This window comes from Caldicellulosiruptor changbaiensis, assembly GCF_003999255.1.
In the GTDB taxonomy this organism is placed as follows: Bacteria; Bacillota; Thermoanaerobacteria; order Caldicellulosiruptorales; family Caldicellulosiruptoraceae; genus Caldicellulosiruptor; species Caldicellulosiruptor changbaiensis.
In genome coordinates this window covers 878,755-904,187 of record NZ_CP034791.1, presented here as the reverse complement: position 1 = coordinate 904,187, position 25,433 = coordinate 878,755, and the positions used below count along the sequence as shown (strand labels likewise).

The following is a 25,433-nucleotide window of genomic DNA, read 5'->3' as shown; positions in this document are numbered from 1 at the left end:
GCCTTCCCTTTAAATATATCACTTTTATATCTTTAATTCCAATTCTTTACTCTCCACTGAATCATCTCAGTCTTAAATTTCTCATATACCTTATAGTTTGTCTTCTCAAAAGCTTTAACATACTCTTTCCATATTCTCTCAAAATCACTATCACTCTTTGCCATTACAAGTTGTGGAAGATACTTTCTCTGTACCTCGCTCATCTTTTGAGTTGCTATAGTTACATCTGTTCTATCAGCAGGAATGTTAATCTCCCATGCAAAACCATATGGTGTTTCAAGTGGTGTGTCTGTAAATGGCGGCTGCATGAAGGTTTTTGCTTTATAAGCATCAAGTACTTTCTTCTCAGCTGGTGAGAAATTCTTGTATACATAGTCTGGGTCAAATCCTGGCTCTCTATAGTTTCCATCTTGCAGTTTCAAATATGCATGTGGGAATACCCACCAGTAACCAAGGCCCTGTTTTTTACGATATACGGGATCTTCTCTTTGTTTCTTCTGTTTGTCTGTTAAATACATTTTACCATTCTTATCTACACTATAATCAACACCTTTGATTCCCCAATACATTAGCTTTTGTGCTTCTAAAGAACATAGTGTATCCAAGAACTTAAATGCTGTAAGTGGATCTTTACATTTCTTGGTAATACTGATTCCATCTCGAGCTCCTATTGGTTGAATCATAAGATATCTTGCTCTTTGCACACCTTTGTAAACAACAGGGAATGAAATGTGCATTCTGTTGTATTTCTTTGCATTTTTGAGTGATGCTTCCGCATCATATCCAAATTGCCACCATTGATCATAAAATCCTACTACTCTACCTTGAGCAATCTTTGAAAGATAAGTGTCATAGTTCTGAACAAATACTTCTTTGTCAATTAACCCTTCTTTCCACAACTTGTTCAAATCCCTGTAATATCGCTTTGACTCTTCCATAGTTGCATATACTTTTGCCTGGTAAGTTTTTGGATCAACAATGACATCGCCATCGTTTTGATAACCCATTAGGTATGATGGCGGATTTGTAAGAGTAAAGAATCTCCAGCTTTCTGTAATAAAGGTAAATCCAATTGTAGGCTTACCCTCAATCTTTGGATTTTTCTTTACATAATCTCTTATGAGCTGTAGGTAATCTTCCCAATATCTTACTTTTGGCCACTTTGCCTTTTCAAGCAAATCAATTGGAAGCCAGAAACCATCTGGTTTTAAATCTGGTGTGATTTCATTTCTGTATGGAGACAAGAAATAGATATGTCCATCTTTTTGTCTGAGTCTCTTGAGATCTTTTGCACTATAGATTTGTTTGCAATATTTTCCGTACTTTTGAATGTAGTTGTCCAAAGGAACCAAAACACCTGCTTCAATTAACTTTCCATGCTCTTGATGTCCATGAATTAAATCTGGCAAATCGCCTGATGCAAGCATAAGTCCTATTTTTGTCGCCTCATCCTGTCCTGCTAAGTACTCAATTTTAAGTCTTACACCAGTAAGCTTTGTTAGTTCCTTACCTACTGGTGTACTAAATAAATCCGGATGTGGGTCTGCATTAGAGTCGCCGTAGAAAAATGTCAATACTTTTACCTGCTGACTACTTGAAGCCGCTTTCACAGAATTAGAGGTAGAAGTACCAACCAAAAGTACATTTGAAAGAATAAATACCATACAAATAAGCGTCGCAACAACCTTCAATCTTTTTGACATTCAAACTCCTCCCCTTTCTAGATTTTTTTTTATACATACCACACCAGCACTAAAAGAAAATCCTCTAATCATTACATGTAAATTATAACTATAAAATTAAAACTTGTGACCCTAAAAAATTTAATAATTTTACCCCATAAACTTGACTTGTTTTTAAACTATAATCTCAGTATTTTTATAGCTCCTTGCTAAAGCAATTTAAACTAATTAAATTCTACATCTTTCACTTTCTACTCTCTTCTCTTGACAACCCCAAAGGTTGATAATAAAATTAATGAAAATAACTTTAACAAAAGGGGATGTGGTAGATTGTTCAGAGAGGTCATACGTACTATTTCGCCATATATCCCTGGAAAACCAATCTCTGAAGTAAAAAGAGAACTGGGACTTGAAAAGGTTATAAAGCTTGCCTCAAATGAAAATCCATTAGGACCTTCTGAAAATGTCAAAAAAGCAATAAAAGAAAGTTTGGACGACTTAAGCTTATACCCTGACGGAAACTGTACAGAACTAAAGTTAAAGCTTGCAAAGAAGCTAAATGTAAAGCCTACGCAGATAATATTTGGTGCTGGTTCTGATGAAATTACTCAGCTTATAGCCAGCATATTTATTAATCCCGGCGATAACTCAATAATGGCAAGACCTTCTTTTCCAAGATACGAAACTGTGACCAAAGTGATGGGCGGTATTCCCATTGAGATTCCTCTAAAAAACCATACTCATGACCTTGAAGAATTCTCCAAACATATAAATGAAAGAACAAGAGTAATATGGATTTGCAACCCCAACAATCCAACAGGTACAATTGTCAAAAAAGATGAGCTTTATAACTTCATCAAATCTGTACCATCTGAAATTGCAGTTGTTGTTGACCAAGCATACAAAGAGTACATCGACGACCCAGAATATCCAGATGCTATCCACTGGCTTGATGAGTTTAAAAACTTGATTGTACTTCAGACATTCTCAAAGATTTATGGTCTTGCATCACTTAGAATTGGTTATGCTATAGCTTCAGAAGAAATAATTGAAAAGCTAAACAGGGTAAGACCACCTTTTAACGTCAATCATGTAGCTCAGATTGCTGCAATTGCCGCACTTGATGACCAAGAACATATAAAGAAGGCAAAGGAGCTTAACAAAAAGTCACTCGAATTTTTCTACAAAAGTTTTGAGGAAATGAACCTTCCATATATTAAGTCTTACGGCAACTTTGTAATGGTAGATGTAACAAAAGATGCTGTTGAGGTGTTTAAAAAGCTCCTTTTAAAAGGTATAATTGTAAGACCAGGGGATATTTTTGACATGCCCACATATATTAGAGTAACAACAGGACTGGAGAGTGATAACATGGAATTTATAAAGGCTTTGAAAGAAGTTCTGTAAAAAGCAAAGGTTTGCAGAACGGTAGAATGGAGATAAAGGATAATGAATTACATTGTAGGATGGGGGTATGTAACGTGATTATTGTTATGAAAAAAGATTGCAAAGAATCAGAAATTGAAGAGGTTGTAAAGCTAATCACATCACTTGGGCTTCGCCCACACATCTCTCAAGGTATTGAAAGAACTGTAATTGGTGTTATTGGTGATGAGAGAATACTTTCAGATGTGCCAGTTGAACTTCTTCCTGGAGTTGATAGGATAATACCAATCTTAGAGAGCTACAAACTCGCAAGCAGGACATTCAAGAGCGAGCCAACAGTTATAAAAATTAAAGATGTTGAAATTGGTGGAAATACGTTAACACTTATTGGCGGTCCTTGTGCAATTGAAAGCTATGAGCAGATGTTCGAAGTTGCTGAAAAGATCAAAAAAAGTGGAGCAAAAATACTAAGAGGTGGAGCTTACAAGCCCAGAACATCTCCATATTCGTTTCAGGGTCTTGAAGAAGAAGGTTTAAAGATATTAAAGGAGGCAGCAACAAGATATGACCTTTTGGTTATAACAGAAGTTATAAGTGAAAATGCTGTTGACAAAGCATACGATTATGTAGACATCTTTCAGATTGGTGCAAGAAATATGCAAAATTTTAATTTACTAAAATATGTAGGAAGACAAGATAAACCTGTGCTTTTAAAGCGTGGTCTTGCTGCAACAATTGAAGAGTGGCTAAATGCTGCTGAGTACATTTTGAGCGAAGGAAATCCTAATGTCATACTTTGCGAAAGAGGAATTAGAACTTTTGAGACAGCAACAAGAAATACGCTTGACATATCTGCAATACCAGTTGTGAAGGAAAAGAGCCACTTGCCAATTATTGTGGACCCGAGCCATGCAGCTGGAAAAGCAAAGTATGTTCCAGCACTCTCAAAAGCAGCAATTGCAGCAGGTGCTGATGGGCTTATGATTGAAGTGCATCCAAATCCAAAGCAGGCTCTATCTGATGGTCCACAGTCGATTACACCTGATGAATTCGATAAACTTGTAAAGGAAATATCTCAAATTGCTAAATCAATCGGAAAGAGTGTATGAGAAGATGAGAAATAAGATTTTGGTGGTTGGGCTTGGCTTGATTGGTGGTTCACTTGCCAAGGCATTTAACAAATGTGGATTTGAAGTCCACGCACATGATATAAATCAAAATTCAATTGAAAAGGCAATAAAAGAAGGTATTGTAAAAGAGAAAATAGAGGATTTAGAAGATGTAGAAGATGAATATGCCTTTAGTTTCATATGTGTGCCTGTATTAGAAAGTATTGGTGTTTTAGAAAAACTATCGTCAAAGATAAAAAAAGGAATTATTACAGATGTTGGTAGCACAAAAGCTCAGATTTGTGAGTTTGCTTTGAAAAATAGAATTTCTAACTTCATTGGCGGTCATCCAATGGCAGGTACAGAAAAAATAGGATATGAGTATTCTTTTGACACTCTCTTTAAAGGCGCTTATTATTTTATTACACCACTTGATATAAATGAGAAAGCCAATGTTCAGAAATTAAAAGAACTTTTGAACACAATTGGGTGCAGAGTTGAGGAAATTGACTATAGCCTCCACGACACAATAACAGGAGTAATTTCTCACCTTCCTCACATTGTGTCTGCTGCGCTTGTGAATATGTTAAATGAAAATAGCATCTTTTGCAAATTTGCTGGAGGGGGTTTTAAAGACATCACTCGTATCTCCTCCTCCAGCCCTAAGATGTGGGCAGATATATCCTTTTCAAACAAAAAGGTTTTGCTTGAACTGATAGATAAGTATATAGACTTATTGATAAACTTTAAATCAAATCTTGAAAGTGACAACTACAATGATATTTACTCATACTTTGAACGAGCAAAATCAATAAGAGATAAGATTGTGAGTGATAGTAAATGAATGTAAAAATTGAAGGCAGAAGAAAGATAAGAGCAAAGGTTACTATACCACCTGATAAATCTATATCACACAGAAGTATAATGATTGGAAGTTTAGCAAGAGGAACAACCGAGATAGAAAACTTTTTGTTTGCTGAAGACTGTCTAAGCACAATAAACTGCTTCAAAAAACTTGGCGCTGAGATAGAAATAAAAAATGACAAGGTTATTGTAAAAGGAAAAAATTATAGTTTATCCGCCCCTCAACAGGTATTAGATTGCGGTAATTCTGGAACAACTACAAGATTGCTACTTGGGATTTTGTCAACACAAGAGTTTGAGGCAGTTTTAGATGGCGACAGTTCTCTTCGAAAAAGACCTATGAAAAGAGTAACACAGCCCTTGGGACAAATGGGTGCATGCTTCGAATTTTTAGAAAAAGAGGACTGTCTTCCAATAAAGGTAAAAGGCAAAAAGAATTTAAAACCCATTGATTACACATTGCCAGTTTCAAGTGCACAGGTAAAATCAGCACTTATTTTTGCAGCTTTGAAAGCAGAGGGAAAAAGCGTTATAAAAGAGTTACCTATGTCAAGAGACCACACAGAACTTATGTTAAAGTCTGCCGGAGCAGATATTGCTACTTGTTTTGAAAATGGTTTTTACAAGATAGAGGTTATGCCAAGTAATTTAGAGGCGCTTAAGATAAAAGTTCCTTCGGATATATCTTCTGCTGCATTTTTTATTGTGCTTGCTCTTATATGTGAAGATAGTGAAGTAATAATCGAGAATTGCATTTTAAACCCTACGCGAACAGGTATAATCGACATTCTAAAACAAATGGGTGCTGATATTAAGATTAAAAATGTTCAAATTCAAAATGGCGAGACCATTGGCACAATAGTTGCAAAAACCAGCAGTTTAAGAGGAGCAACGGTTGACAAAAATGATATTCCCCGGATTATAGATGAGATACCAATCTTGGCTGTTGCTGCAGCTTTTGCTGATGGAAAGACCATTATAGACAATGCCTCAGAACTTAGGGTAAAGGAAAGTGATAGGATAAAAACAACCCTTGAGATGTTAAAAAATTTTGGAGCTGAGTGCTATGAGCTTGAAAATGGATTAGAAATTGTTGGTTCAAGAGACAATCTAAAAGCTGGCGTTGTCAATTCATACAACGACCACAGAATTGCCATGGCAGCATCTATTTTGGCATGTGCAGTTGATGGTGAAAGTACAATTACGAATGCAGAGTGTGTATCAATATCTTTTCCAAACTTTTATAAAATTCTTCTTGGGCACAGCAAAAAGGTATAAAATGTCTCTTGCCTTTTCACTGTGCCCTTTTTTATTTTATTTAACAAGGCTTTTTATTTTGTTTATAAACCCTAAAAACACAACGCCGGGCTCTTCAAGCTCAGAGAACCATCTTTTTACCCATTCCAGCGAAATATACCCTGTATAATTATCCTTGATTAACAAATTAATAGCTTTTTCGATTGGAACATCACCTTCTCCAATCATCTTAAACACAAGTTTACCATTTTCTATTTTTGAATCTTTTACATGAACGTGTTTTATATAGTCCTTTAAATTACTATATGTGTACTCTACATCCTCATTAAAAAATCTATATGGATGATGAATATCCCAAACAACTCCAACATTCTGATATGGCACCTTTTCAAGCAAAGCTGCAAGCTTTTGAGAATTTGCCCAAATGCCATTTGTTTCAATCAAAACATCAACATCATAACTTTTTGCTATCTCACACAGCATGCATAGCATCTCTTTTACAAATTCCTCGTCTACATTTTCCCCTGGTGTTATCCACTCATCTCCCAAGACTCTTATGTATTTGCAGTCAAGTTCTTTTGCTAACCTCATATGTTTTTCTGCTGCCTCAATTGTGGCATCTTTGGCTTTTTTGTCAAAGAGATAACAAGATGTTGCTATACAAGAAATCTCCAGATTTAGGTCATCTAATCTCTTTTTTGTGAACTTCAAATTATCACCAACAAAAGGAGATGCTCTATAAACCTCAAGCTCATCACATATCCCTCTAAGTTCAATACCATCATATCCAAAGTCCTTCGCAGTTGCGAGTATTTCGTTCCATGTAAAATTTGGACATCCAACAGTTGAAAAGCTAATCTTCATTTAGAATTTAATCCTCCCCTAAAAAGTGCTGTTTTTAATATTTTACACTATTGTTTTTGATATGAAAAGCAAAGCTTATTTTCTTATTGACATTTGAATTTGAAGAAATTTATAATTAAACTAAAGTCATTTTTTAGGAGTGAAATATATTGAAGGACATCTTTATAGACGATTTCCAATACGTAGTTGACGAGTTGCTAATAAGAAACAAAAGTATACTTGATAGTCTTACCAAATTTTCTGAATCAGCAGCAAGGGTCAACAGGAGCATAATAAAGTCTGTCACAAACTGTGGATGTATAAGAATAAATGCTAAAAAACAAGAGATTCCAATAGATGTGAGCTTGAAAGAGGCAAAGAAGTATTTAAAGACTCATGTAGAAGGTCAGCTTTGTGAAAACTGCAGAGACTTGATTGAAAAAGAGATTGGAAGTACACTTTTTTATTTAGCTTCCATTTGTAACACCTTGGATTTGAATTTATATGACATTGTATTAAAAGAAATCGAAAGAATGAAAACACTTGGTGAGTTCAATCTAAGATAACTTCGAGAAAAATTTCAGAAAAATACAAAAGCCGCCGTATTTTTTGTACAAAAATATGGCGGCTTTAAAAGTAAAAGGAGTGAAAAAAAGAATGTCTGATGAGTACAATGAAATACATACCCTTGCCCAAAACAAGCTCATCATCCTATTTTTCCTAAATAAAATTAGCATTCCTATTTCAACTCAGCAGCTTGACGAGTTTATTCTCTCAACAAAGTACATGAACTTTTTTGAATACCAGCAATACCTTAAAGAGCTGGAGGCTCAAAAGCTTATACATAGATACGATGATGAGCTCAGAACATACATTGAAATCTCACAAAGTGGTAAGGATGTATTAGAGATATTGTTAAACTTAATTCCAAAGCTTACACTTGAAGAAATAGAAGAATACATAAAGAAAAACTATAGGAAAATAAAACTAAACACTGAAGTTTATTCAGACTACAAGATACTCAGCCAAAACGAATACTTAGTTGTGTGCTCTTTGCGTGAAGGAAATAGCATACTATTTGAGGTAAAAGTAAATGTCCCTCATGTAGAAATTGCCAAGAGAATTTGCCGAAACTGGAACAAAAACGCTGAGACGGTTTATAGACTTCTTTTTGAGAATTTAGCTAAAAACCATGAAGAACCTTCGCAAGAATAGACAAAAAATAAAAGGGGCTGTCCCAAAACAATAATTTTTAATAACCAGAATCGGGCATTTGATGCTATTAAATACCAATATTGAACTATATAGCAAACAAAAAAAGGGTTGGGTGGCAGTTTTACCCCAGCCCTCTATTATTATCTTCGCTAATTTTTCTATGTTATAGGCAATACAAACCAAACCCCACTCAAGTTTTACACCCTTAATACCCCTGAGCAGGAACCTCCTAAATCCTTTATTGTTCTTTATTATCCCAAATACTGTCTCAACTTCTATCTTCCTCTTTTCGTAAATTTCTTTGCCTTCTTCACTCAATAGCCTTTGCCTTACCTCTTCCTTCAATTTCTCTAACCTTGGTCTTACACTAAATCTCTTCTTCCATCTTTTACCTTTATAACATTTTTCTCTGTATTCACAGCCATTACAAATATCTTCACATTGATATACCTTCTCATAACTTACAAATCCTCTCTCATTTGCACTTATCTTCGGATACAAATATTTAGCCTTCTTACCAGCAGGACAAACATAGGCATCTTCTTCAGCTATGTACTCCCAGTTCCTTACATTGAAAATATCTTTCTTAAACCTCCTTGTCTGCTCCAAGTCAAATGTGTTATACTTAATGTAGCTATTAATGCCACATTTTTTCAGATGAAGGTAGTTTTCTTCAGACCCATAGCCACTATCTGCCACAACATTCTTGGGTGTGAATCCTGTCATCTTCTTCACAACCTAAAGATGCTCTTTTAGGCAGACAGTGTCTGTGGGACTTTGGTGGATGCTAAAACCTATCACAAATCGGTTCTGTGTGCCGATTTGTACATTATACCCAGGTTTTAGCATCCCATTTTTCATATGGTCATCCTTCATCCTCATGAATGTGGCATCATTGTCTGTCTTAGAAAAGCTGTTTCTGCCATTTAAAATTGCCTCATAATTCTCATACTTTTTGAGTCTGAAAACACAATCATTTTTCAATACCTTTACCAGCTTCTTTACTCTTTTTTCTTTTCTTTTGCTTTTAAACTCAGCCTCCTCAAGTTTTTGATTTATTTGCTCAATCTTTTCTTCTAACTGCTTGCTATCATAGTCAGCTTCTAACTTTACATCTAAATCTCCCAATGCTTTATCTTCCTCTTCATTTATTTTTTCAATCTCTTCGATTATGTTTTTCACTTTCTCTCTTAACTTTTTTTCGAAAGTTCTTGTACTTTTAGCCCAAACAAAAGAATACTTGTTTGCATTAGCTTCAACTTTTGTCCCATCGAGATAATAATAGTCGAAGTTTACATACCCTAACTCTATAAGAAGTTTAACCACCTCAGCAAAGATATTTTCAATTGCCTCTCCCAAAATTTCTTTTCTAAATCTATTGATAGTTCTGAAATCAGGAGCTTGATATTTTGAAAGCCACATAAAAGTAATGTTTTCTCGTAAAGCCCGAGCTATTTTTCTCGATGAATAAATACCTTGTATGTAAGCATAGATTAAAACTTTTAATAACATCAGTGGATGATAACTACTTGTACCACCACCTTTGTACTTTTCCATTATGGTTGATATATCTATCTTATCAATGATTTTATCAATTACTCTGACCAAATGATTTTGAGGGATAAAAGCTTCTGGGTCGATAGGCATTAAATATTGGTATGGATTGTAATTTTTGAAGACAATTTTATCATGTTTACGAGCCATGGGTTATCACCTCATGTTATCATTTTTGATATATTATATCAAAAATATATCACTATGTCAAAAGAGCAAAATTAAAGGGACTGTCCATTCATCTTTTTGGACAGCCCCTTATTATTTTTGAAATTGGTGGGCCCTTAGGGATTCGAACCCCAGACCAACCGGTTATGAGCCGGCCGCTCTACCAGCTGAGCTAAAGGCCCTTAAAAAATTGGCTCCCCGGGTAGGATTCGAACCTACGACCCTCCGGTTAACAGCCGGATGCTCCACCGCTGAGCTACCGAGGAACCTCTTATTCCCTTATTATTCTTGTCTTCGGCACCTTTTTTCTTGCGCCGTCGACATTATTTATTATACCTATAAAAGATTTTTTGTCAATAGCCTTTTTAAAAAAATTTTTATTGGTATTATTTGGATTTTAACCTTACCTTTTAAAATCTTTGTTCACCTTTTTTAACTTCTTTGAAAGAAGTATAATTAAAATAACACATAGCAAAAATGTAAATACGGAAAGATATCTTGAACATAAAGGTGAAACTGCATGATAAGATGTGCAAAATTTTCTGACCTTCCGCAGATTGCCGAGATTTTCAGAGAAGCGTTTAGTGACAGTATAGAGTTTTATTTCAACAACAGAATTAAAAACTCTGCTATAGAGGACATATTCAAAGTGGTCCTTCTTGCCGAACCTCATGGTTTTTTAGTGTACGAAGACAAAGAAAATAAAAAGATTGCAGGATATATCTGTGTGGTAAAAGACATCAAAAAGGTCTGGTTAGCGGCTGTAGCGTCATTATCCATCTTCAAATGGGTTGTCAAGTGGATATTAGGCCTTTATGGATTTGGTATAAAACCAATCTGGAAGATTTTTTCTAACAAGCTTGACTTTTTTAAATTCCAGACAAAATATGGAAGTGGAATCTGCGCTCAAATTCTGTCAATTGCTACACGCAAATCATATAGAGGAAAAAACATTGGAACAAAGCTTGTTGAAGCAGGATTAAATTTTCTGAAATCAAAAGGAGTAAAACAAGTCAAGTTAGAGGTAAGACCGGATAACTTACCGGCTATAAAGCTTTATAAGAAATTTGGATTTTACCAGATAGGAATGTCACGAGATCCGCAAGGAAAATGGATTGTTATGAAAAAAGACTTTTAGAAACCAGCAAGGGGGCTGCCGTTAAAATCTTTTCGGTCAGCCCCTTTATCAAAGTGTCAATTTTTTACATTGAAACCATCTGAACATTATTTTGAATTGTCTGAATATCTCTCTGTGCTTTTGTTATATCATCCTGTTTTGCCATCTCAACAGGATACCAACCTTTCTGAGATAAAAAATCAAATATTTGCTTTTGATGATCAAACATTCTGTTTAAGATTGACATAGTTTCTTTTCTAAGTGCATTGTTGGAACTTTCCAAAATCAAGTTCGTAAGTGCCATCGCCTGAAGCTTCATAGCGTTCAAAAGTGAAAAAGCAATGTCTCTATCTGACAAAGTCTTCATACTAATTCCACCCCTTCTTTGTTATTGAATGCTCGGATTTTCAATAAACCTTGACAAAATAGCTATGTCACTTTTGCAGTGGGTTACACACTGCTGGCAAAGGTTTTTGAGTGAGATGTCTGTAATTTGGTCAGAAACACCTGCGATGAAATTGATTGAGTTTTGCATCATCTTAATATTGTCTTCTAAAAACATGAGCTCTTTTGAACTGATGTTGGCCACGTATTCCTACCTCCTTTCTTTAATGAGAAGAATTTAAATTTTTATTAAGCTACATATTTATTTTTGTTATAACGAGATTTTTTTATTCAAACAAGAAAAATCCCATTTTTTTCAATAAGTAAGGAGTTATCTTATTTGTTATTGGCAAACCATTTTTCTTTTGAAAAAGATTTATAGCTGCTTCCATTGCAAGACCATACTTTCCGTCAACCTCACCATGATAAAAGCCAAGTTCTTTAAGCCGCCTCTGTACCGCCATCACATCTTCGCCTGTGTCTCCAGGAAAAATTGTCCTAAAACCATTTCTAAATTCACCATATGCACCTTCTGAGAGAATAACAGTAGTGCCAATAGGTATGTACGAAAATAATTCCTTTATATCATCATTTCGCATCCTCACACAACCTTGGCTCACATGCGCACCAATATAGTTTTCGTATATAGTTCCATGAATACCATATTTTCCGTATCTAACATTCAAACCCATCCATCTTCCCCCAAAACCGTCGCCCCAGTATGCTTTTGATATTATTCTAAATGTGCCCACAGGAGTTGGTGTAGAAGGCTTTCCAGGAGAAATTGGATACGATTTATAGAGAATTCCACTTTTGAATACATATAGCTTACTATCATCAATTGAGACAAAGATTAAGTATGGATTTGAAAAATGCTGAGAAAATACTGAAATCAGGATAAAACAAAATGATATTACTATTATTGAAAGTATTACTATTAATTTTTTATTCTCTATTTTTCTTTTCATCCTGCCTGCAAAAAACTTTACCATTTCAGTAAATATAGTATATGCTTATTGCCGTTATAATATTAAAAGGTGGAGCACAAAACTTCCTTGATTTTTTTGCTTGTACTCCACCTTTAAAATCTTTTGTTTTAGCACAGACACTCTGAGTGTTCTTCTTTGTTTGAAAGTTTTACAATCTTATTATTGTCATCTACAAATACAATCTTTGGCATGTGAGTTTTGTATTCCTCCATTGTAAGCAAACAATAAGCCATTATAATCACTTTGTCTCCAACCTGCACAAGACGAGCAGCTGCCCCATTTAAGCAAATTGTTCCACTTCCTCTCTCGCCTTTGATGACGTATGTTTCAAATCTTTCACCATTGTTTATATTTACAACCTGAACCTTCTCATTTTCCAATATTCCAGCTGCTTCCATAAGTTCTTCATCAATTGTGATACTTCCAACATAATTTAAATTGGCCTCTGTAACAGTTGCTCTGTGTATCTTTGATTTTAAAACCTCAATCAGCATCCTTTCTATCATACCTCCACAACTATATTGTCGATAAGTCTGGTTGTTCCAACAAACACTGCCAAGGCTATTAATACTTTACCTTCAACCTTTGAAATTGGTTCAAATGTATCATAATTGACAAATTCAATATAATCAATCCTTGTATACTTTTCCTTTAAAATCAAATCTTCCATTGCCTTTTTTAGCTTTGAAACATTCCTTTCGCCTTTTTCAATCAAATCCTTTGCTAAATTCAACGCTCTATACAAAACTGTTGCTGATTTTCTCTCATCACCAGAAAGATATGTGTTTCGCGAACTCATTGCAAGTCCATCCTCTTCACGCACAATTGGGCATGGAACAATCTCAACATCTAAATTCAGGTCCTTTACCATCTGCTTTATAACAACAAGCTGCTGTGCATCCTTTTGCCCAAAATATGCCCTATCAGGGTTTACAATGTTAAAAAGCTTTAGCACAACAGTTGCAACACCATCAAAATGCCCTGGCCTTGACTTGCCACACATAATATCTGTTATCTTCTTGACGGATACAACTGTTTTAAAGTCATCTGGATACATTTCTTTTACTGAGGGATAGAAGACATAATCTACCCCTTCTTTCTCAGCCAAATTTTTGTCTCTCTCAAAATCACGAGGATACCTGTCATAGTCTTCATTTGGTCCAAATTGAATTGGATTTACAAAAATACTCATAATTGTTATATCATTTTGGCTTTTTGATTTTCTAACCAAGCTCAAATGTCCTTCATGCAAATATCCCATTGTTGGAACAAACCCTATTGTCTTTCCTTCCTTTCTAAGTTTTTTGACAATATCTTTCATTTCTTGAATTCTCTCGACAACAACCATCAGTAACTATGCTCCTTTCCTGGAAATTCTCCTCTTTTGACCTCATTAATATATCTGCTCACAGCATCTTTAATTATACTGCCAACTTCAGCATATCTTTTCACAAATTTAGGTTTGAAGTCTTCATACATTCCAAGCATATCATAGCATACAAGCACCTGACCATCGCAATAAGGACCTGCACCAATGCCAATTATGGGTACTTTCACACTTTCTTGAACCTGTTTTGCAACCATTGCTGGAACCTTTTCAAGAACAATTGCAAAAACACCTACCTCTTCAAGCTTTTTCGCATCTTCTATTAACTTTTTTGCTTCTTTTTCCTCTTTTGCACGAAGATCATAGCCACCAAATACATTCACAGACTGAGGTGTAAGACCCAAGTGCCCCATAACAGGAATCTGAGCTTTAATAACAGCTTCTATCTTGTCAATAACATCATCGCACCCTTCTATCTTAACTGCATATGCACCAGCCCTAATTAACCTTCCAGCATTCCTTACAGCTTCTTCAGGTGTTGTATGATAGGACAAAAATGGCATATCTGCAACAACCATCGAATACTTTGTTCCTCTTGCAACAGCCTTTACATGGTGTTCCATATCCTCCATGGTAACTGGAATTGTTGAGTCATAGCCAAGTATTACCATACCAAGTGAATCGCCAACAAGCAAGATGTCAACCATACAGCTGTCAAATAGTTTTGCAAAAGTGTAGTCATAGGCTGTGAGCATGGTGATCTTTTCGCCCTTTTGTTTTTTTTCGAATAGTGTCTTTGTTGTAACCTTGTTCATAACTAATTCCCACCTTTCGATTTAATAAAATCTTGCAATTTCTCACAAGTATCAAATTGACCTCTTTCTCTTATGAGTTCTAACGTCAGTTTCAACAGTTCCAAAAATGTACTCTTTTGGCTATCTGGAAGTACCATATAATGTTTTTCCAAAGTTGAGATATCTCCTCTTGAAGCAGGGCCAGTTAAAGAATTCAATCTATCTTTCAAAAAGTTTTCTAATGAGGCCTTTGCAAGAGGACCTATCATTGAGAATATAATGTCGTCAGATAGTTTTAGATCTTTATAAATGCTGTATGAAAAATTTAAAAGTCCAATTAAATAGTTCGAAGCAATCGTTGCAGCAAGATGATATTTTACTTTATCTTCTTTTTTAAGCTCTATATATTTATTCCCCATTTTTTGAAGTATTATCTTACCAACTTCTTTCCCTTTTTCATCACCTTCCAAAGAAAACATTGCATTGCTTAACTTTTGAATATCTTCTATCTGACCTCTTAATGTCTGCACCGGGTGCAGAGAAAATTTTCCTCTGCAAGACACTTTTATTGCACTCGACAGCAGTGCACCAGAAAGATGAGCAAAAACTTTGTTTTTAGAAAGTTCTTGAGGAAGATTTTTAGAAACTTCTTCAATAGCAGAGTCAGATATGCTAAGAAAAATTACATCACATGACCTAATCAACTCTTCTACAGTTTGAAAAACCCTTGTATTTGTCAAATTGGCAGCTTCTTTTGCTTTTTCATATGTGCGATTGTAAAATCCTGCAACCTCAATGCCCTTGCTCATAAGATAAAAACACATAGAAACTCCTGCTCTTGATGCTCCATAAAAACCGATTTTCATAAAAATTACCTCCTAAAAAATTAAAAAAGGCAGAACAGAGTCTGCCTTTTTTTTGCAAAATGTTATTAAAGTGTAGAAGCAAAGCTTTTTAGCAGTCCCTGTTCTTTAAAAAATCAGGGCAGCTTTCTATTTAATTTTTTAAACAGAAGATAGTCTAAATAGGTATGGTATGGCTCGACATTCTTGTCGATGCCACCTTATATTAATTATACCACAATATCTGAAAAAAAATAGTGTTAGTTTTTTTGTTTAGAGGGTAAAAATAACTATGAAAAAAATGCTTAAAAAAAGAGGTGCGATTGTACGATGAAAAATCAAAAGATAATTGACATGTTAAACGAACAACTGAACAAGGAATTGTTTTCTGCTTATTTTTACACAGCTATGGAAGCTTATTTTGCTTCACAAAATTTAGATGGTTTTGCACACTTTTTTATGGTGCAAACAAAAGAGGAATTAGACCATGCAAGGCTGATTTTTGACTATATTAACAAGATTGGTGGAAGGGTTATTCTAAAAGAATTAAAACAGCCAAAAATAGATTACACATCCCCTACAGAAGTATTTGAGCTGGCACTTGCTCATGAACAGTTTATAACATCTTCTATCCATGAGATAGCAAAAACTGCTCTTGAAGAAAAGGACCTCACAACTCACAGCTTTTTGCAATGGTTTATAAATGAACAGGCAGAAGAAGAGGAGACAATGGACAAGATCTTGAGAAAACTAAAATTTATCAAAGAAGACCCAAGCGGACTTTTGTTTTTGGACAAAGAGCTTTCAACAAGAGTTTACACACCACCTTCAATAATGCAAGCAGAGTAATAAATTAGTATTTGAATTTGTATAATTTTCTGCTATACTATTTGAGTAGAAAAATAATAACCTACACGAAGGTGACCTGTGATGCTTTACACATATATCTGCAATAGCTGTGAAGAAGTCTTTGAAGTAAAAGCATCTATATCAGAGATTTCAAATGGTCTTAAAGTAAGCTGTCCAAAATGTGCATCAGAAGATGTAAGAAGAGATTACTCTCGAATAAACTTTGGAACGTCTGTAGGAAATGGTTCAAAAGGTGAGAGCTGTAGTACCTGTTCAGGTAATAGAGGCTGTTGCGGGAGTTAAAATTCAAAAAAGGTTATTGACAAAGTTGAGAGAGCTTTTTATAATATATATTGCAAAGCCAATGAGGTGCCGAGATGGTGGAATTGGCAGACACGCTACTTTGAGGGGGTAGTGGGCGTTATGCCCGTGCGAGTTCGAGTCTCGCTCTCGGCACCAACTTAAAAAGCAAATAAGGCCCTGCCAAAAAGGGCTTTATTTTTTATGTAAAAAATAAAAATTGCGCGCCCATAGCTCAATTGGATAGAGCATCAGACTACGGATCTGAGGGTTGGGGGTTCGAGTCCTCCTGGGCGCGCCAGATAAATCAAAGGGTTTGAGACTTGAGAAAAATTTACAAATAGCATTTTTACATCTTAACTACATCTACAGAAATAGCTTTTGAATTATCAAAAATTAGTAGTGGAACTAATTGAATATTCATACGATAAATTATGCATAAATAAGACAAGGGAAATGTTGTTTTTGTGTTTCCCTCAAATTTTTATTTCAGGATTGTTTTTCATCCACTCCCAGAACAAGTCCTTTGGAATAAGGATTCTGCGTCCCATTTGTATTTTTTGAAAACCTTTTAAGTCGACGAGTTTTGAAGCCAACTTATAACTCACTCCCGGCAGTTTTGCAATTTCTTCTATGTTATAAGTAAGCTTTTTTAATCTCTTCTTGTACGTCACATGAATTGTTGCTAACCAAATATTTAAGTATCCCCCATGGTCACTACATACATGAATAAATAAAAATAATAATAAATTGAGGTTGTTGAATAAAAGATATAACCATTGTAAGTAAAAATATCCACAGGAGAAATTTAAAAATATCCCCCTTGTGATAAAATTTTAAAATGCAAGAACACAACAAACACAAGGTGGATACAAAACATGACTAAATAGATTAAACCACAAAAGAAAAGATTTTTAAAAATTCTTTTTGCTATAAAGAAAGTAGCTCAATTCTTAAATGTTTCGGGAAAATCAAATAAAAGAGGAAGGCCGAGAAAATTTGAAGTATTTCAATAATAGCGTGTTTGGTTTACAAAGTAAAAAATAATATTACAAGTTTTAGAGAACTTGTGTACAGAATAAATGAAGATGGGGAATTTAGAAGATTGGTAGGGATAGAAAAAAAAAACAGCACTATTCTTATTTTGCGAGGTATGCAGCAATGATAGAAGAAAAATATTTAGCTGATATAAAAAAAATACTAGGCAGTAGCAATAAATCCAGACACAAGTATTTGTGTGGTAGATTTGACACATTTGAGAAGTAGCAAAAATGACAGACATCCAGCGACAGGTGTAAGTGCAGTTTTGGGTTTTTACAAGAGATACAAATTACATTTGCTTGCTACAGGGAAAGATGAAATAATACCTTTAGCGTGGGAATTTTCCTGTCCGAATGAGCATGATAGTTTGTAGAATAGAGCTTTTGTACAAGGCGTGGGCATATGGAGTCACAACAGTTGTAGCAGATGCAGGATATAACAGCGAAAAATGGTTCAAGACAGCTCAGGGGCTTGAGATAAAATTTGCTGCAGGGATAAACAAAAGGAATATGAAAAACAAGGATAATGTAAAAAGTGAATTGAGGGCAGAGAATATGAAGTTACTTAGAACTGGGGAATGGAAAAAGGTATACAGGAAAAGAACAAAGATAGAGAGGCTTTTCAGTAAACTTAAAGGGGAATATAAAATTAGAAAATATGAGATTAAGAGGCTTTAGGACTTATAAAAGGCAGGTAGAGTGGGTATTAATAACTTACTTATTTGAAGAATTTGTTAGGAAATCGGAAAAACGTAAATTTAGTCTTGCTTATGTATGTAATCAATCTTGCTAACCTTATAGATACTTTTATGGCAAAAATATTTATTCAACAAGCTCTTACAACTTTAAAATAAAAGAATGTTGGATTGTTAGTCCATATGAAGAAGACATACTTATTTATCTCTATAAGGAGCCAGTAGGCTGTTTGCCACCTCAAAGGTACAGCTTCAATGATAAAATAAAAGTTAACCTGTTTGATGACTTAGAAATTGATTTTGCAAAAATAAAGGAATATTTGCAGGGTAAATAAAGTCTTTAGCCAAGAAAATTCCCCAGCGCCATTAAATAAAAAAAGGGGCTTTTTTGGATTTTATATGCCCCTTTTTATATTACATTATTTCGCAAGTACATCTTATATTCCAAGATATGTTAAATACTTCTTAGTATTATTTATCATCTCATTAAACAAGTCATTTGCCTTATCTTGGCTCAAACGCTCAATTGCAGGATCATTTAAAAATGCTCTCTTTGCAAGATTTAAATCCTTTTCTAAAGCTGCTTTAACAATTAGCTCTTGGTTGCTGATATGCCTTATCATTATACTTGCTAAATCAGAAGGTAAAGTACCTGCATAAACAGGGCGTACATCATCATGAGTAAAAACAGCATTTGTCTCAACAATAGCACCTAAAGGCAAATTTGGTATTTGTCCCCTGTTTGGTAAATTAACATTTGTAACTAAAGTATCTAAACCTAAAATTGCTTTTATTTGCATAACACCTTCTTCTCCAGAAGGATTCAAAGGAATATCTTTTTTACCTGATGCATATTCTTTGCTAAGCTCAATTAACTCTTCTCTATGCTTTATTCTCCACTCAACAGGTGTCAAATTAAATTTCCACTTTTTAACTGTTTCCCTATCAGTAAGGTAAAGATATGGAACAAATTCAGCTAAATGTCTGTCACCTGCTGCCGCAATGAGTCCAAATCGCCTGAATAAATCAAATTTTACTCTGTTTGCAGAAGCAAAATAATCTTTTTCCCACAGCCCCTTTACTCTTTCAAAACCTTCTTCATAATATTTATCTACAAACTCTTTGTAAAGAGGGAACAAATCAACACTTTTGTATGAAGCCTTGTCAAACCATGTAAAGTGATTTATCCCAAGGACATTTACCTTGATTTCTCTTCTTGAAATTTCCCGGTCTTCATTTAAAAACTCTTTTACAACCTCTGTCAAAAGCTTTTGTGTGCCAAAAACCTCATGGCAGCAGCCAAAAGCCTTTATATTTGGGAATACTTCATAAAGAGTTTTCAAACATATAGCCATTGGGTTTGTATAGTTGATTACCCATGCGTTAGGACAGTTTTTCTTTATTGCTTCAGCAAATTCTACATACATTGGAACAGTCCTCAAACCTCTGATAAGTCCTCCGGGACCTGTGGTGTCACCTACAGATTGGTATATCCCATATTTCTCAGGAGCATGAACATCTGAATGCATCTCTTCAAAAGTTCCTGGTAAAATTGAAATTATAACAAAATCAGCACCATATAAAGCTTCATCTAAGGTTTTTACAGCGACATATTTCCACTTTCCTACAACCTCAGGCTTGCTTGAAAGTTTGTTTCCAATTATCTCATTGTTCTTTGCAGCTTCAAAGTCAATATCATAGAGCCTAACAGTACCAGCCAAATCCTTCTCAAGAGCCAAATCAGTCATCAATCTCCATGCCCAACCACGAGAACCCCCACCAATATATGCAATATTTATTTGTTTTTGTTGCTCTGCTGTGGTATTCAACATAACTCCCTCCTATAATATTTGAAAATTTCAAATACATTATATCACAAAATAGGATAAAATCCAAACAATATTAAGTAAAAAATTGATTTTGTTAACATAATGCTACTTGAGAGTTTTAAGTAATTCTAATGATACAATTCAAGATGGGGTTGACAAAGTAATAAGTTATAGCTTATAATAAAAACAGGCATAGGGGCGTAGCTCAATTGGTAGAGTAGCGGTCTCCAAAACCGTTGGCTGGGGGTTCGAGTCCCTCCGCCCCTGCCATGCGTTGAGACAATTGACTTTGCAGCGTGGAAAAAAGTAGCAGCAAAAATACAACCGACGGTCTCCCCTAATTAGCAAAAAGTGAAAGGGGAGACTTTTTTGATGCCCAGAAAAGGAAAAACTAAGAATGGTAACACATTGTCGTTAAAAGACCTAATTGACCTTTTCATTGATTTTAAGCAGGCTGAAGGACTGCGGGAAAGGACACTTCAGGATTACTTCTACACTTTCAAGGAATTCAGCAAGTACATTGACTTTCACAAACAAATTGATGAACACGCCCTAAAATTAGCTGTAATTGAATTTCTGAAATCCAAAGCAAACAAGCAACCAGCGACTTATAACCGCCCCTATTCGAATCTCCACACATTTTTTGAATGGTGCAAAAGAAATAGCTTCCTATCAGAAAACCCAATCAAAGTTTTGGGACTTAAAAAGAAAAGAGATGAAGGCAAATTAAGGCATGTTGAAGAAAACACCATCAAAAAGCTTCTATCTGTAATTGACGTCAAAACATATGCGGGATTAAGAGACTATGCGTTAATTTTGCTAACGTTAGACACGGGCATAAGACCCAAAGAAGCTTTTGCTTTAACTTTTGAGGACATAGATTTTGAACGGCTTACCGTCACCATTAGGAAAGAGTACTCGAAAACTAACAAAGAGAGGATTCTTCCTCTCTCTCCGCAAACTGCCCAGACCCTTAAAGCTTTGCTTGAAGTCACACCAAAAGATTGGAACAACAGAGTTTTCCACACTGTTGAAGGTAACGAAATGACCATCAACAGATGGGAGAAAAGATTAAGTGAATACAGCAAAAAGATAGGCTGCAAAATCACTCCCTACCAGTTGAGGCACACATTTGCCATAATGTTTTTGAGAAATGGTGGCAATGTTTTTGCACTTCAGTACGAAATGGGACATCAAGACATTAGTACCACCAAAAGATATTTGCAGCTAACTCAACAGGACATAAGACAACAACATACATTAGCAAGCCCAGTAAACAACTTTGTGAAAAGAACAACCAAGGTGAAAAGACTTATTAGCCTTATCAAGAGTTGATAACATAAAGCCTTGTCCCTAACTGTTGGGGCAAGGCTTTTCTTTTAGGTAGACTTGTATCTTCTCTATTGGGCGGTTTAATAGTTTTGCTATCTCTTCAATTGTCTTGCCTTCCTTGTAAAGCTGCAATACCTTCTTCTTCTCTCTGAAGTAGTATTCCTTGCAATGTCCAAAAGAACAATACATTTGCCTTTTGTCGGTTACTTCGAAAAGCCGTCCACAGTAAGCACATTCTCTTAATTTCCTTTGCCCTAATAGGTCGGCAAGGTACTGTTGGTACATTGCAACCAGCAAGTTTTTGGGCATAACTTTCTGTTCAAGCTTATTTTTTGTCCTGTTTAGTATCACCGAAACACGAAAACCATCTTTAAAATAGCGGTTGTTAATTTTGTCCACAATAAGAAGCTTTGCTACTTCAATAGGGTCTTCTAATGACATAGCATAGGAGAACCAACTCCAGTTTTGAGTTTGTAGGTTAAAGCTAACAGCGTGGTTGTTTTTAAATCTTTTCAGTACACCTATGCCTACAAGTCGATGGAATTTGGCAATTCCCCAATCGTCCTCTTTTATCCACTCATTTACCCAATCTGGGAGACAATCAATAGGGACAAGCAATTCTAAATAATCCTTGCCTTTTCGCAAAAAGTCTTCAAAAAACATGTAATCTTCTTCGACAATCTTTTTCAACAAGGTCACAAATATGACCATCCACACAATTTCTTTTTGCCATTCCCAAAATGAAAGTCCTATCGTCGTTGGGTCTTCTTCACTACCTAATTCATACGGGTGTTTTACACTATCGGGGTCGACAACAACATATTCCCATTTGGGCAAGCCATATTGATTGGCAAATTTCAAAATTTCGTTTTTATCGGGCTTTAATTGTGCAAATTTTTGGTACAGTTTTACTTCTCTCTGGGTTATGATGGGGTCAAAAACAGTAATCTTAGCCATTTTTGACACAGGAACCAAATAGGGAGGTTTGGCTTCTTCTCTGCGTGGTATCCCTATCTCATTGGAAGGAAACACATTGTCACTTCTCCACACAAAGCCACCTTCTGGAACAATTGAACGTGCTAAAAACATTTTCAATTCCCCCTAATTGTAACCGAAAAGTCACCGAACTAAAATTGCAATCCGTTACTTACGATTTTACAATGGAATTAGCAACAAAGTCAAGGGGTGAGGTAATGATGACAAGATTAGAACAGTTGAGAAAAGAAAGGAATCTGTCTCAAAGCAAGCTGGGGCTTGCGATTGGGGTTAATCCTAACATCCTTTCACAAATAGAGAGAGGCTGGCGAAAACCCTATCCCAAGTTGTTGCAGTCTTTGGCAGCGTATTTCGGTGTGCCTATAGAGGAAATCGCAAACCCAGACGGTAGCTTAAAAGAGGTGGATAGCAAAACCGCATAAAAAAAAGTGGCTTGAAGCCACCTAAATGAACAAGTAATTAATCCCCTTTTGATTTTGATTGTAACACAACCAAATGTCAAATGCTTTCTGAAACTGCAATAAGTTTTCAAACATGAAAGGAGGCGTCCTTATGGTCTTCAAGGTTTACAACAAATGTTTAGGACGTGAAATTACTGCAGGACACTTCAATTCAAAAACAAAAATCTTTTACAAAGCGGTCTCTACTCACAGCAAGTTACTTGTCCTAAATGCGTATGGAATCGAAAAGTGCGTTGTTGAAGAACTCAAGGAAAGAGGTTGCAAGCTGATACAGATTGAAGAAATTAACATGGGTAACATGTATGAAATTGACTTTGACAAATTTATTGAAAAAGCTATCTTGCGTACATTTGGTAATTCCACAGAACAGTATTACCTACCATTGAAATATTTCACCAAGGCAGAGAAAGCTTCCTAACTTCTTTTTAATGCTGCCCTATTCGGTCATCGGTAGGGCGGCTTTATGGATTAGAAAGACATCGAACAAAACCAATTAGGAGGTGTTTTGGAATGCAAATGCAAGAGATTGTCAAAGAAATTAAAAGCAAAATCGACATTGTTGATTACATTGGGAGATACTTGCAATTAGAGAAGGAAGGTAGCAGTTACAAAGCTTTGTGTCCCTTCCACCCTGATAAAAACCCATCGTTTTATATCAAGCCCAGTGAACAGTTTTTCAAGTGTTTTGGTTGCGATACCAAAGGCGACGTTATTACGTTTGCTATGAAGTATCACAATATTGACTTCAAGGAGGCGATAAGAATGTTGGCTGAGGAAATAGGCTTGTCTATTGGCAGCAAGCAAACAGAAGAAAACGCACAAAAAGAAAAGCTTTCTATCGACCAGATTATAGCATACGTGGAGACCTGCCATCAATATGTATGTTTGACAAGTTACTTTGCTGATAGGGGAATTCCAGCTTCTCTAATTGACAAATACAAACTGGGCTTTGATGTGGAAAACAACGCAATTGTACTACCTATCTTCCAAGGCGGGCAGATAATAAGCTATGTGCGTCGCAATCTTGATGATAACAAGCCACGATATGAATTTCCTAAAGGCAGCAATGCAATACCATTCAATGTTGACTTGCTGAAAGATGAACAGCAAACTAACGTCTTCATTGCTGAGGGAATATTTGACGCATTGACCATTGAGGCAGCAATTGAACAACCAGCAATAGCCTTGAACGGTTGTGAAAATCAAAAAGAGTTTTTGCAAGTGCTAAACCAAATCAAACCCAAAGGCAAGAAATTTTACATTCTGTTTGACAACGACGAGGCAGGATTGAAGGCTGCAAAACAACTGTTTGATAAGATGAAAAACCAGTATGAAGTAGCTATATGCAGTTGGGAAGGAGTATCTTACAAAGACGTCAACGAATTTTGGGTGGCTAATCCCGAGGAATGCACAAAGTTTTTGAAATGGCAGCTTAAATCGGCTTTTTATCCCTATGCACTCATTAATTTTGCTGCCGTGTATGTTGACTTCATCAAGTCTGAGAAGTTTAAAGCTATTGCCACAGGATTTAAGCAATTAGACGATGTGCTAAATGGCGGTTTTGTAATAGGCAACCTATATGTCTTTGGTGCAAAACCCAGCGTCGGCAAGACTACTTTTGTCTTACAGTTAGTCGACAATTTGTTGCAGCAAGGTTATGAATGCGTCTTCCTATCTGCCGAAATGTCAAAAGAAGAGATTTTGACAAGGATTTTCTGTCGTGAATATGGTCTTAAGAAGGCAAACGTCAAAGTACCTGCATTCGATTTTTACCGCAAACTTAGAACAAGAACAGCAAGCAATGAAGAACTGCAAGAGTTTATGTCCGTTATGCAAGACTACATCAAACGTTATGCTTTTGCACTTCACATTTTAGAAAGTCAAAAACTTGATGAGGTCTATTATATCCTTGACCATTTGCAAAAACCCATATTATTTGTTGATTACTTACAGCTTTTGCAACCAGCAAAACCATATCAAAGCGATAAGCAAAGAGTTGACCTGATAATGCAAGAGTTGTTTGAAATCAAAAACAAGTTTTTAATCCCAGTTGTCGCTATCAGCAGCTTGAACAGGGAAAACTATGACAAAGACGACATGACAGCATTCAAGGAATCTGGGGCAATTGAATATGGAACAGCAGCCGCTTTCCTAATGAAAAGAGATGAAGACAAACCTATTCACGATGACTACAAAGGCAATGGTTACACAATCAAATTCAATTGTGTCAAAAACAGATATGGCAGCATAGGAGAAGATATAACAATGCGTTTTTGGGGCGGCATATACCTATTCGAGGAAATAGCCGACGACAGAAGCTTATAATTCATCATACGCTGCCTTGTACGGGAATCGGCAAGGCGGCGTTGTAAAACAAAAACTACAGATAGGAGGGATTAC

General features: G+C 35.6%; 25 protein-coding genes, 5 tRNA genes and 2 pseudogenes. 17 read left to right on the top strand and 15 right to left on the bottom strand.

The features are described from left to right. Positions 1 to 32: 32 nt before the first annotated feature. Positions 33 to 1,703 carry an ABC transporter substrate-binding protein gene (locus tag ELD05_RS04175; protein ID WP_127351479.1) on the bottom strand — a complete coding sequence of 557 codons (1,671 nt, stop codon included), beginning with the start codon at positions 1,701 to 1,703 and terminating at the stop codon, positions 33 to 35. A gap of 309 nt (positions 1,704 to 2,012) precedes the next feature. On the opposite strand from ELD05_RS04175, the gene hisC reads away from it, so the two are divergent. The 4 genes from hisC (at position 2,013) to aroA (ending at position 6,319) form a co-directional block, all read left to right on the top strand. Continuing rightward, the gene (gene hisC / locus ELD05_RS04170) at positions 2,013 to 3,089 is read left to right on the top strand and encodes a histidinol-phosphate transaminase (protein WP_127351478.1); all 1,077 of its coding nucleotides are present in this window, start codon (positions 2,013 to 2,015) and stop codon (positions 3,087 to 3,089) included. A gap of 74 nt (positions 3,090 to 3,163) precedes the next feature. Beyond that, positions 3,164 to 4,177 carry a 3-deoxy-7-phosphoheptulonate synthase gene (aroF, locus tag ELD05_RS04165; RefSeq protein WP_127351477.1) on the top strand — a complete coding sequence of 338 codons (1,014 nt, stop codon included), beginning with the start codon at positions 3,164 to 3,166 and terminating at the stop codon, positions 4,175 to 4,177. A 4-nt stretch (positions 4,178 to 4,181) separates the two neighbouring features. Beyond that, positions 4,182 to 5,021, top strand: coding sequence for a prephenate dehydrogenase (locus ELD05_RS04160; protein ID WP_127351476.1), 840 nt, complete (start codon positions 4,182 to 4,184; stop codon positions 5,019 to 5,021). After that, entirely contained in the window at positions 5,018 to 6,319 is a 1,302-nt protein-coding gene (aroA, locus tag ELD05_RS04155; RefSeq protein WP_127351475.1) for a 3-phosphoshikimate 1-carboxyvinyltransferase, read from the top strand. Before ELD05_RS04160 ends, aroA begins: the two co-directional genes overlap by 4 nt. 36 nt (positions 6,320 to 6,355) lie before the next feature. Here the strand turns inward: aroA and ELD05_RS04150 are convergent, their stop codons facing one another. Then, on the bottom strand, positions 6,356 to 7,162 hold the full coding sequence (locus ELD05_RS04150; RefSeq protein WP_127351474.1) for a sugar phosphate isomerase/epimerase family protein: 807 nt from the start codon (positions 7,160 to 7,162) through the stop codon (positions 6,356 to 6,358). A 149-nt stretch (positions 7,163 to 7,311) separates the two neighbouring features. On the opposite strand from ELD05_RS04150, the gene ELD05_RS04145 reads away from it, so the two are divergent. Further along, the gene (locus tag ELD05_RS04145; protein ID WP_164742577.1) at positions 7,312 to 7,707 is read left to right on the top strand and encodes a nucleoside triphosphate pyrophosphohydrolase family protein; all 396 of its coding nucleotides are present in this window, start codon (positions 7,312 to 7,314) and stop codon (positions 7,705 to 7,707) included. Between the two features lie 91 nt (positions 7,708 to 7,798). After that, a complete protein-coding gene (locus tag ELD05_RS04140) occupies positions 7,799 to 8,356 on the top strand; it encodes a DUF4364 family protein (RefSeq protein WP_011918188.1) in 558 nt (185 codons plus the stop codon). On the opposite strand, the pseudogene ELD05_RS04135 reads toward ELD05_RS04140, so the two are convergent. The 3 genes and pseudogenes from ELD05_RS04135 to ELD05_RS04125 form a co-directional block, all read right to left on the bottom strand. After that, positions 8,321 to 10,060: pseudogene (locus ELD05_RS04135) on the bottom strand (IS1182 family transposase). The gene ELD05_RS04140 and the pseudogene ELD05_RS04135 sit on opposite strands and share 36 nt — an antisense overlap. A 124-nt stretch (positions 10,061 to 10,184) precedes the next feature. Next, positions 10,185 to 10,260 (bottom strand) — tRNA-Ile (locus tag ELD05_RS04130). A gap of 9 nt (positions 10,261 to 10,269) precedes the next feature. Beyond that, a tRNA-Asn gene (locus tag ELD05_RS04125) sits at positions 10,270 to 10,344 on the bottom strand. Positions 10,345 to 10,598: 254 nt separating this feature from the next. On the opposite strand from ELD05_RS04125, the gene ELD05_RS04120 reads away from it, so the two are divergent. Further along, on the top strand, positions 10,599 to 11,216 hold the full coding sequence (locus ELD05_RS04120) for a GNAT family N-acetyltransferase (RefSeq protein ID WP_127351472.1): 618 nt from the start codon (positions 10,599 to 10,601) through the stop codon (positions 11,214 to 11,216). A gap of 64 nt (positions 11,217 to 11,280) precedes the next feature. Here the strand turns inward: ELD05_RS04120 and ELD05_RS04115 are convergent, their stop codons facing one another. The 7 genes from ELD05_RS04115 to ELD05_RS04085 form a co-directional block, all read right to left on the bottom strand. Then, the gene (locus ELD05_RS04115; RefSeq protein WP_011918191.1) at positions 11,281 to 11,562 is read right to left on the bottom strand and encodes a spore coat protein; all 282 of its coding nucleotides are present in this window, start codon (positions 11,560 to 11,562) and stop codon (positions 11,281 to 11,283) included. A gap of 21 nt (positions 11,563 to 11,583) precedes the next feature. Then, on the bottom strand, positions 11,584 to 11,784 hold the full coding sequence (locus tag ELD05_RS04110; protein WP_011918192.1) for a hypothetical protein: 201 nt from the start codon (positions 11,782 to 11,784) through the stop codon (positions 11,584 to 11,586). Positions 11,785 to 11,866: 82 nt separating this feature from the next. Further along, a complete protein-coding gene (locus ELD05_RS04105; RefSeq protein WP_127351471.1) occupies positions 11,867 to 12,547 on the bottom strand; it encodes a L,D-transpeptidase family protein in 681 nt (226 codons plus the stop codon). Between the two features lie 128 nt (positions 12,548 to 12,675). Further along, positions 12,676 to 13,062 carry an aspartate 1-decarboxylase gene (panD, locus tag ELD05_RS04100; RefSeq protein ID WP_011918194.1) on the bottom strand — a complete coding sequence of 129 codons (387 nt, stop codon included), beginning with the start codon at positions 13,060 to 13,062 and terminating at the stop codon, positions 12,676 to 12,678. Positions 13,063 to 13,070: 8 nt separating this feature from the next. After that, on the bottom strand, positions 13,071 to 13,916 hold the full coding sequence (gene panC, locus ELD05_RS04095; RefSeq protein ID WP_127351470.1) for a pantoate--beta-alanine ligase: 846 nt from the start codon (positions 13,914 to 13,916) through the stop codon (positions 13,071 to 13,073). Further along, complete coding sequence (gene panB / locus ELD05_RS04090; protein ID WP_127351469.1) at positions 13,916 to 14,710, bottom strand: 3-methyl-2-oxobutanoate hydroxymethyltransferase; 795 nt, start codon at positions 14,708 to 14,710, stop codon at positions 13,916 to 13,918. Before panB ends, panC begins: the two co-directional genes overlap by 1 nt. A gap of 2 nt (positions 14,711 to 14,712) precedes the next feature. Then, on the bottom strand, positions 14,713 to 15,555 hold the full coding sequence (locus ELD05_RS04085; RefSeq protein ID WP_127351468.1) for a Rossmann-like and DUF2520 domain-containing protein: 843 nt from the start codon (positions 15,553 to 15,555) through the stop codon (positions 14,713 to 14,715). Between the two features lie 306 nt (positions 15,556 to 15,861). Here ELD05_RS04085 and ELD05_RS04080 point away from each other — a divergent pair, with 306 nt between their 5' ends. The 4 genes from ELD05_RS04080 (at position 15,862) to ELD05_RS04065 (ending at position 16,981) form a co-directional block, all read left to right on the top strand. Continuing rightward, complete coding sequence (locus tag ELD05_RS04080; protein WP_127351467.1) at positions 15,862 to 16,380, top strand: ferritin; 519 nt, start codon at positions 15,862 to 15,864, stop codon at positions 16,378 to 16,380. 81 nt (positions 16,381 to 16,461) lie between these two features. Continuing rightward, complete coding sequence (locus ELD05_RS04075; RefSeq protein WP_127351466.1) at positions 16,462 to 16,683, top strand: FmdB family zinc ribbon protein; 222 nt, start codon at positions 16,462 to 16,464, stop codon at positions 16,681 to 16,683. A 68-nt stretch (positions 16,684 to 16,751) separates the two neighbouring features. Further along, positions 16,752 to 16,839: transfer RNA gene (locus ELD05_RS04070), tRNA-Leu, on the top strand. Positions 16,840 to 16,904: 65 nt separating this feature from the next. Further along, positions 16,905 to 16,981, top strand: a tRNA-Arg gene (locus ELD05_RS04065). 175 nt (positions 16,982 to 17,156) lie between these two features. Here the strand turns inward: ELD05_RS04065 and ELD05_RS04060 are convergent. Continuing rightward, entirely contained in the window at positions 17,157 to 17,354 is a 198-nt protein-coding gene (locus ELD05_RS04060) for a MerR family transcriptional regulator (protein WP_241243608.1), read from the bottom strand. Positions 17,355 to 17,570: 216 nt separating this feature from the next. On the opposite strand from ELD05_RS04060, the pseudogene ELD05_RS04055 reads away from it, so the two are divergent. Continuing rightward, positions 17,571 to 18,513 (top strand): annotated as a pseudogene (locus tag ELD05_RS04055) (transposase). A 339-nt stretch (positions 18,514 to 18,852) separates the two neighbouring features. Here the strand turns inward: ELD05_RS04055 and ELD05_RS04050 are convergent. Continuing rightward, a complete protein-coding gene (locus tag ELD05_RS04050; protein WP_127351465.1) occupies positions 18,853 to 20,247 on the bottom strand; it encodes an alpha-glucosidase/alpha-galactosidase in 1,395 nt (464 codons plus the stop codon). Positions 20,248 to 20,438: 191 nt separating this feature from the next. Between ELD05_RS04050 and ELD05_RS04045 the strand changes: the two genes are divergently transcribed. Together ELD05_RS04045 and ELD05_RS04040 are read left to right on the top strand one after the other, a co-directional pair. After that, positions 20,439 to 20,514: transfer RNA gene (locus ELD05_RS04045), tRNA-Trp, on the top strand. 102 nt (positions 20,515 to 20,616) lie between these two features. After that, positions 20,617 to 21,579 carry a tyrosine-type recombinase/integrase gene (locus ELD05_RS04040; RefSeq protein WP_127351464.1) on the top strand — a complete coding sequence of 321 codons (963 nt, stop codon included), beginning with the start codon at positions 20,617 to 20,619 and terminating at the stop codon, positions 21,577 to 21,579. 18 nt (positions 21,580 to 21,597) lie between these two features. On the opposite strand, the gene ELD05_RS04035 is transcribed toward ELD05_RS04040, so the two are convergent. Next, on the bottom strand, positions 21,598 to 22,665 hold the full coding sequence (locus ELD05_RS04035; RefSeq protein ID WP_127351463.1) for a hypothetical protein: 1,068 nt from the start codon (positions 22,663 to 22,665) through the stop codon (positions 21,598 to 21,600). A gap of 107 nt (positions 22,666 to 22,772) precedes the next feature. Here ELD05_RS04035 and ELD05_RS04030 point away from each other — a divergent pair, with 107 nt between their 5' ends. The 3 genes from ELD05_RS04030 (at position 22,773) to ELD05_RS04020 (ending at position 25,358) form a co-directional block, all read left to right on the top strand. Next, a complete protein-coding gene (locus ELD05_RS04030; protein WP_127352921.1) occupies positions 22,773 to 22,994 on the top strand; it encodes a helix-turn-helix domain-containing protein in 222 nt (73 codons plus the stop codon). A gap of 130 nt (positions 22,995 to 23,124) precedes the next feature. Continuing rightward, complete coding sequence (locus tag ELD05_RS04025; protein WP_127351462.1) at positions 23,125 to 23,451, top strand: hypothetical protein; 327 nt, start codon at positions 23,125 to 23,127, stop codon at positions 23,449 to 23,451. A gap of 92 nt (positions 23,452 to 23,543) precedes the next feature. Next, positions 23,544 to 25,358, top strand: a complete 1,815-nt coding sequence (locus ELD05_RS04020) for a CHC2 zinc finger domain-containing protein (protein ID WP_127351461.1) — start codon at positions 23,544 to 23,546, stop codon at positions 25,356 to 25,358. The last annotated feature ends 75 nt before the right edge of the window (positions 25,359 to 25,433 follow it).

Excerpts from the sequence above, each read along its gene's own strand:
- ELD05_RS04040 (WP_127351464.1), top strand. The coding sequence starts at position 20,617 with ATGCCCAGAAAAGGAAAAACTAAGAATGGTAACACATTGTCGTTAAAA.
- ELD05_RS04140 (WP_011918188.1), top strand. The coding sequence starts at position 7,799 with ATGTCTGATGAGTACAATGAAATACATACCCTTGCCCAAAACAAGCTC.
- ELD05_RS04105 (WP_127351471.1), bottom strand. The coding sequence starts at position 12,547 with ATGAAAAGAAAAATAGAGAATAAAAAATTAATAGTAATACTTTCAATA.
- ELD05_RS04115 (WP_011918191.1), bottom strand. The coding sequence starts at position 11,562 with ATGAAGACTTTGTCAGATAGAGACATTGCTTTTTCACTTTTGAACGCT.
- panB (WP_127351469.1), bottom strand. The coding sequence starts at position 14,710 with ATGAACAAGGTTACAACAAAGACACTATTCGAAAAAAAACAAAAGGGC.
- ELD05_RS04075 (WP_127351466.1), top strand. The coding sequence starts at position 16,462 with ATGCTTTACACATATATCTGCAATAGCTGTGAAGAAGTCTTTGAAGTA.
- ELD05_RS04150 (WP_127351474.1), bottom strand. The coding sequence starts at position 7,162 with ATGAAGATTAGCTTTTCAACTGTTGGATGTCCAAATTTTACATGGAAC.
- ELD05_RS04160 (WP_127351476.1), top strand. The coding sequence starts at position 4,182 with ATGAGAAATAAGATTTTGGTGGTTGGGCTTGGCTTGATTGGTGGTTCA.
- panD (WP_011918194.1), bottom strand. The coding sequence starts at position 13,062 with ATGCTGATTGAGGTTTTAAAATCAAAGATACACAGAGCAACTGTTACA.
- ELD05_RS04050 (WP_127351465.1), bottom strand. The coding sequence starts at position 20,247 with ATGTTGAATACCACAGCAGAGCAACAAAAACAAATAAATATTGCATAT.
- ELD05_RS04030 (WP_127352921.1), top strand. The coding sequence starts at position 22,773 with ATGACAAGATTAGAACAGTTGAGAAAAGAAAGGAATCTGTCTCAAAGC.
- panC (WP_127351470.1), bottom strand. The coding sequence starts at position 13,916 with ATGGTTGTTGTCGAGAGAATTCAAGAAATGAAAGATATTGTCAAAAAA.
- ELD05_RS04020 (WP_127351461.1), top strand. The coding sequence starts at position 23,544 with ATGCAAATGCAAGAGATTGTCAAAGAAATTAAAAGCAAAATCGACATT.
- ELD05_RS04120 (WP_127351472.1), top strand. The coding sequence starts at position 10,599 with ATGATAAGATGTGCAAAATTTTCTGACCTTCCGCAGATTGCCGAGATT.
- ELD05_RS04080 (WP_127351467.1), top strand. The coding sequence starts at position 15,862 with ATGAAAAATCAAAAGATAATTGACATGTTAAACGAACAACTGAACAAG.
- ELD05_RS04025 (WP_127351462.1), top strand. The coding sequence starts at position 23,125 with ATGGTCTTCAAGGTTTACAACAAATGTTTAGGACGTGAAATTACTGCA.
- ELD05_RS04085 (WP_127351468.1), bottom strand. The coding sequence starts at position 15,555 with ATGAAAATCGGTTTTTATGGAGCATCAAGAGCAGGAGTTTCTATGTGT.
- ELD05_RS04035 (WP_127351463.1), bottom strand. The coding sequence starts at position 22,665 with ATGTTTTTAGCACGTTCAATTGTTCCAGAAGGTGGCTTTGTGTGGAGA.
- ELD05_RS04175 (WP_127351479.1), bottom strand. The coding sequence starts at position 1,703 with ATGTCAAAAAGATTGAAGGTTGTTGCGACGCTTATTTGTATGGTATTT.
- aroA (WP_127351475.1), top strand. The coding sequence starts at position 5,018 with ATGAATGTAAAAATTGAAGGCAGAAGAAAGATAAGAGCAAAGGTTACT.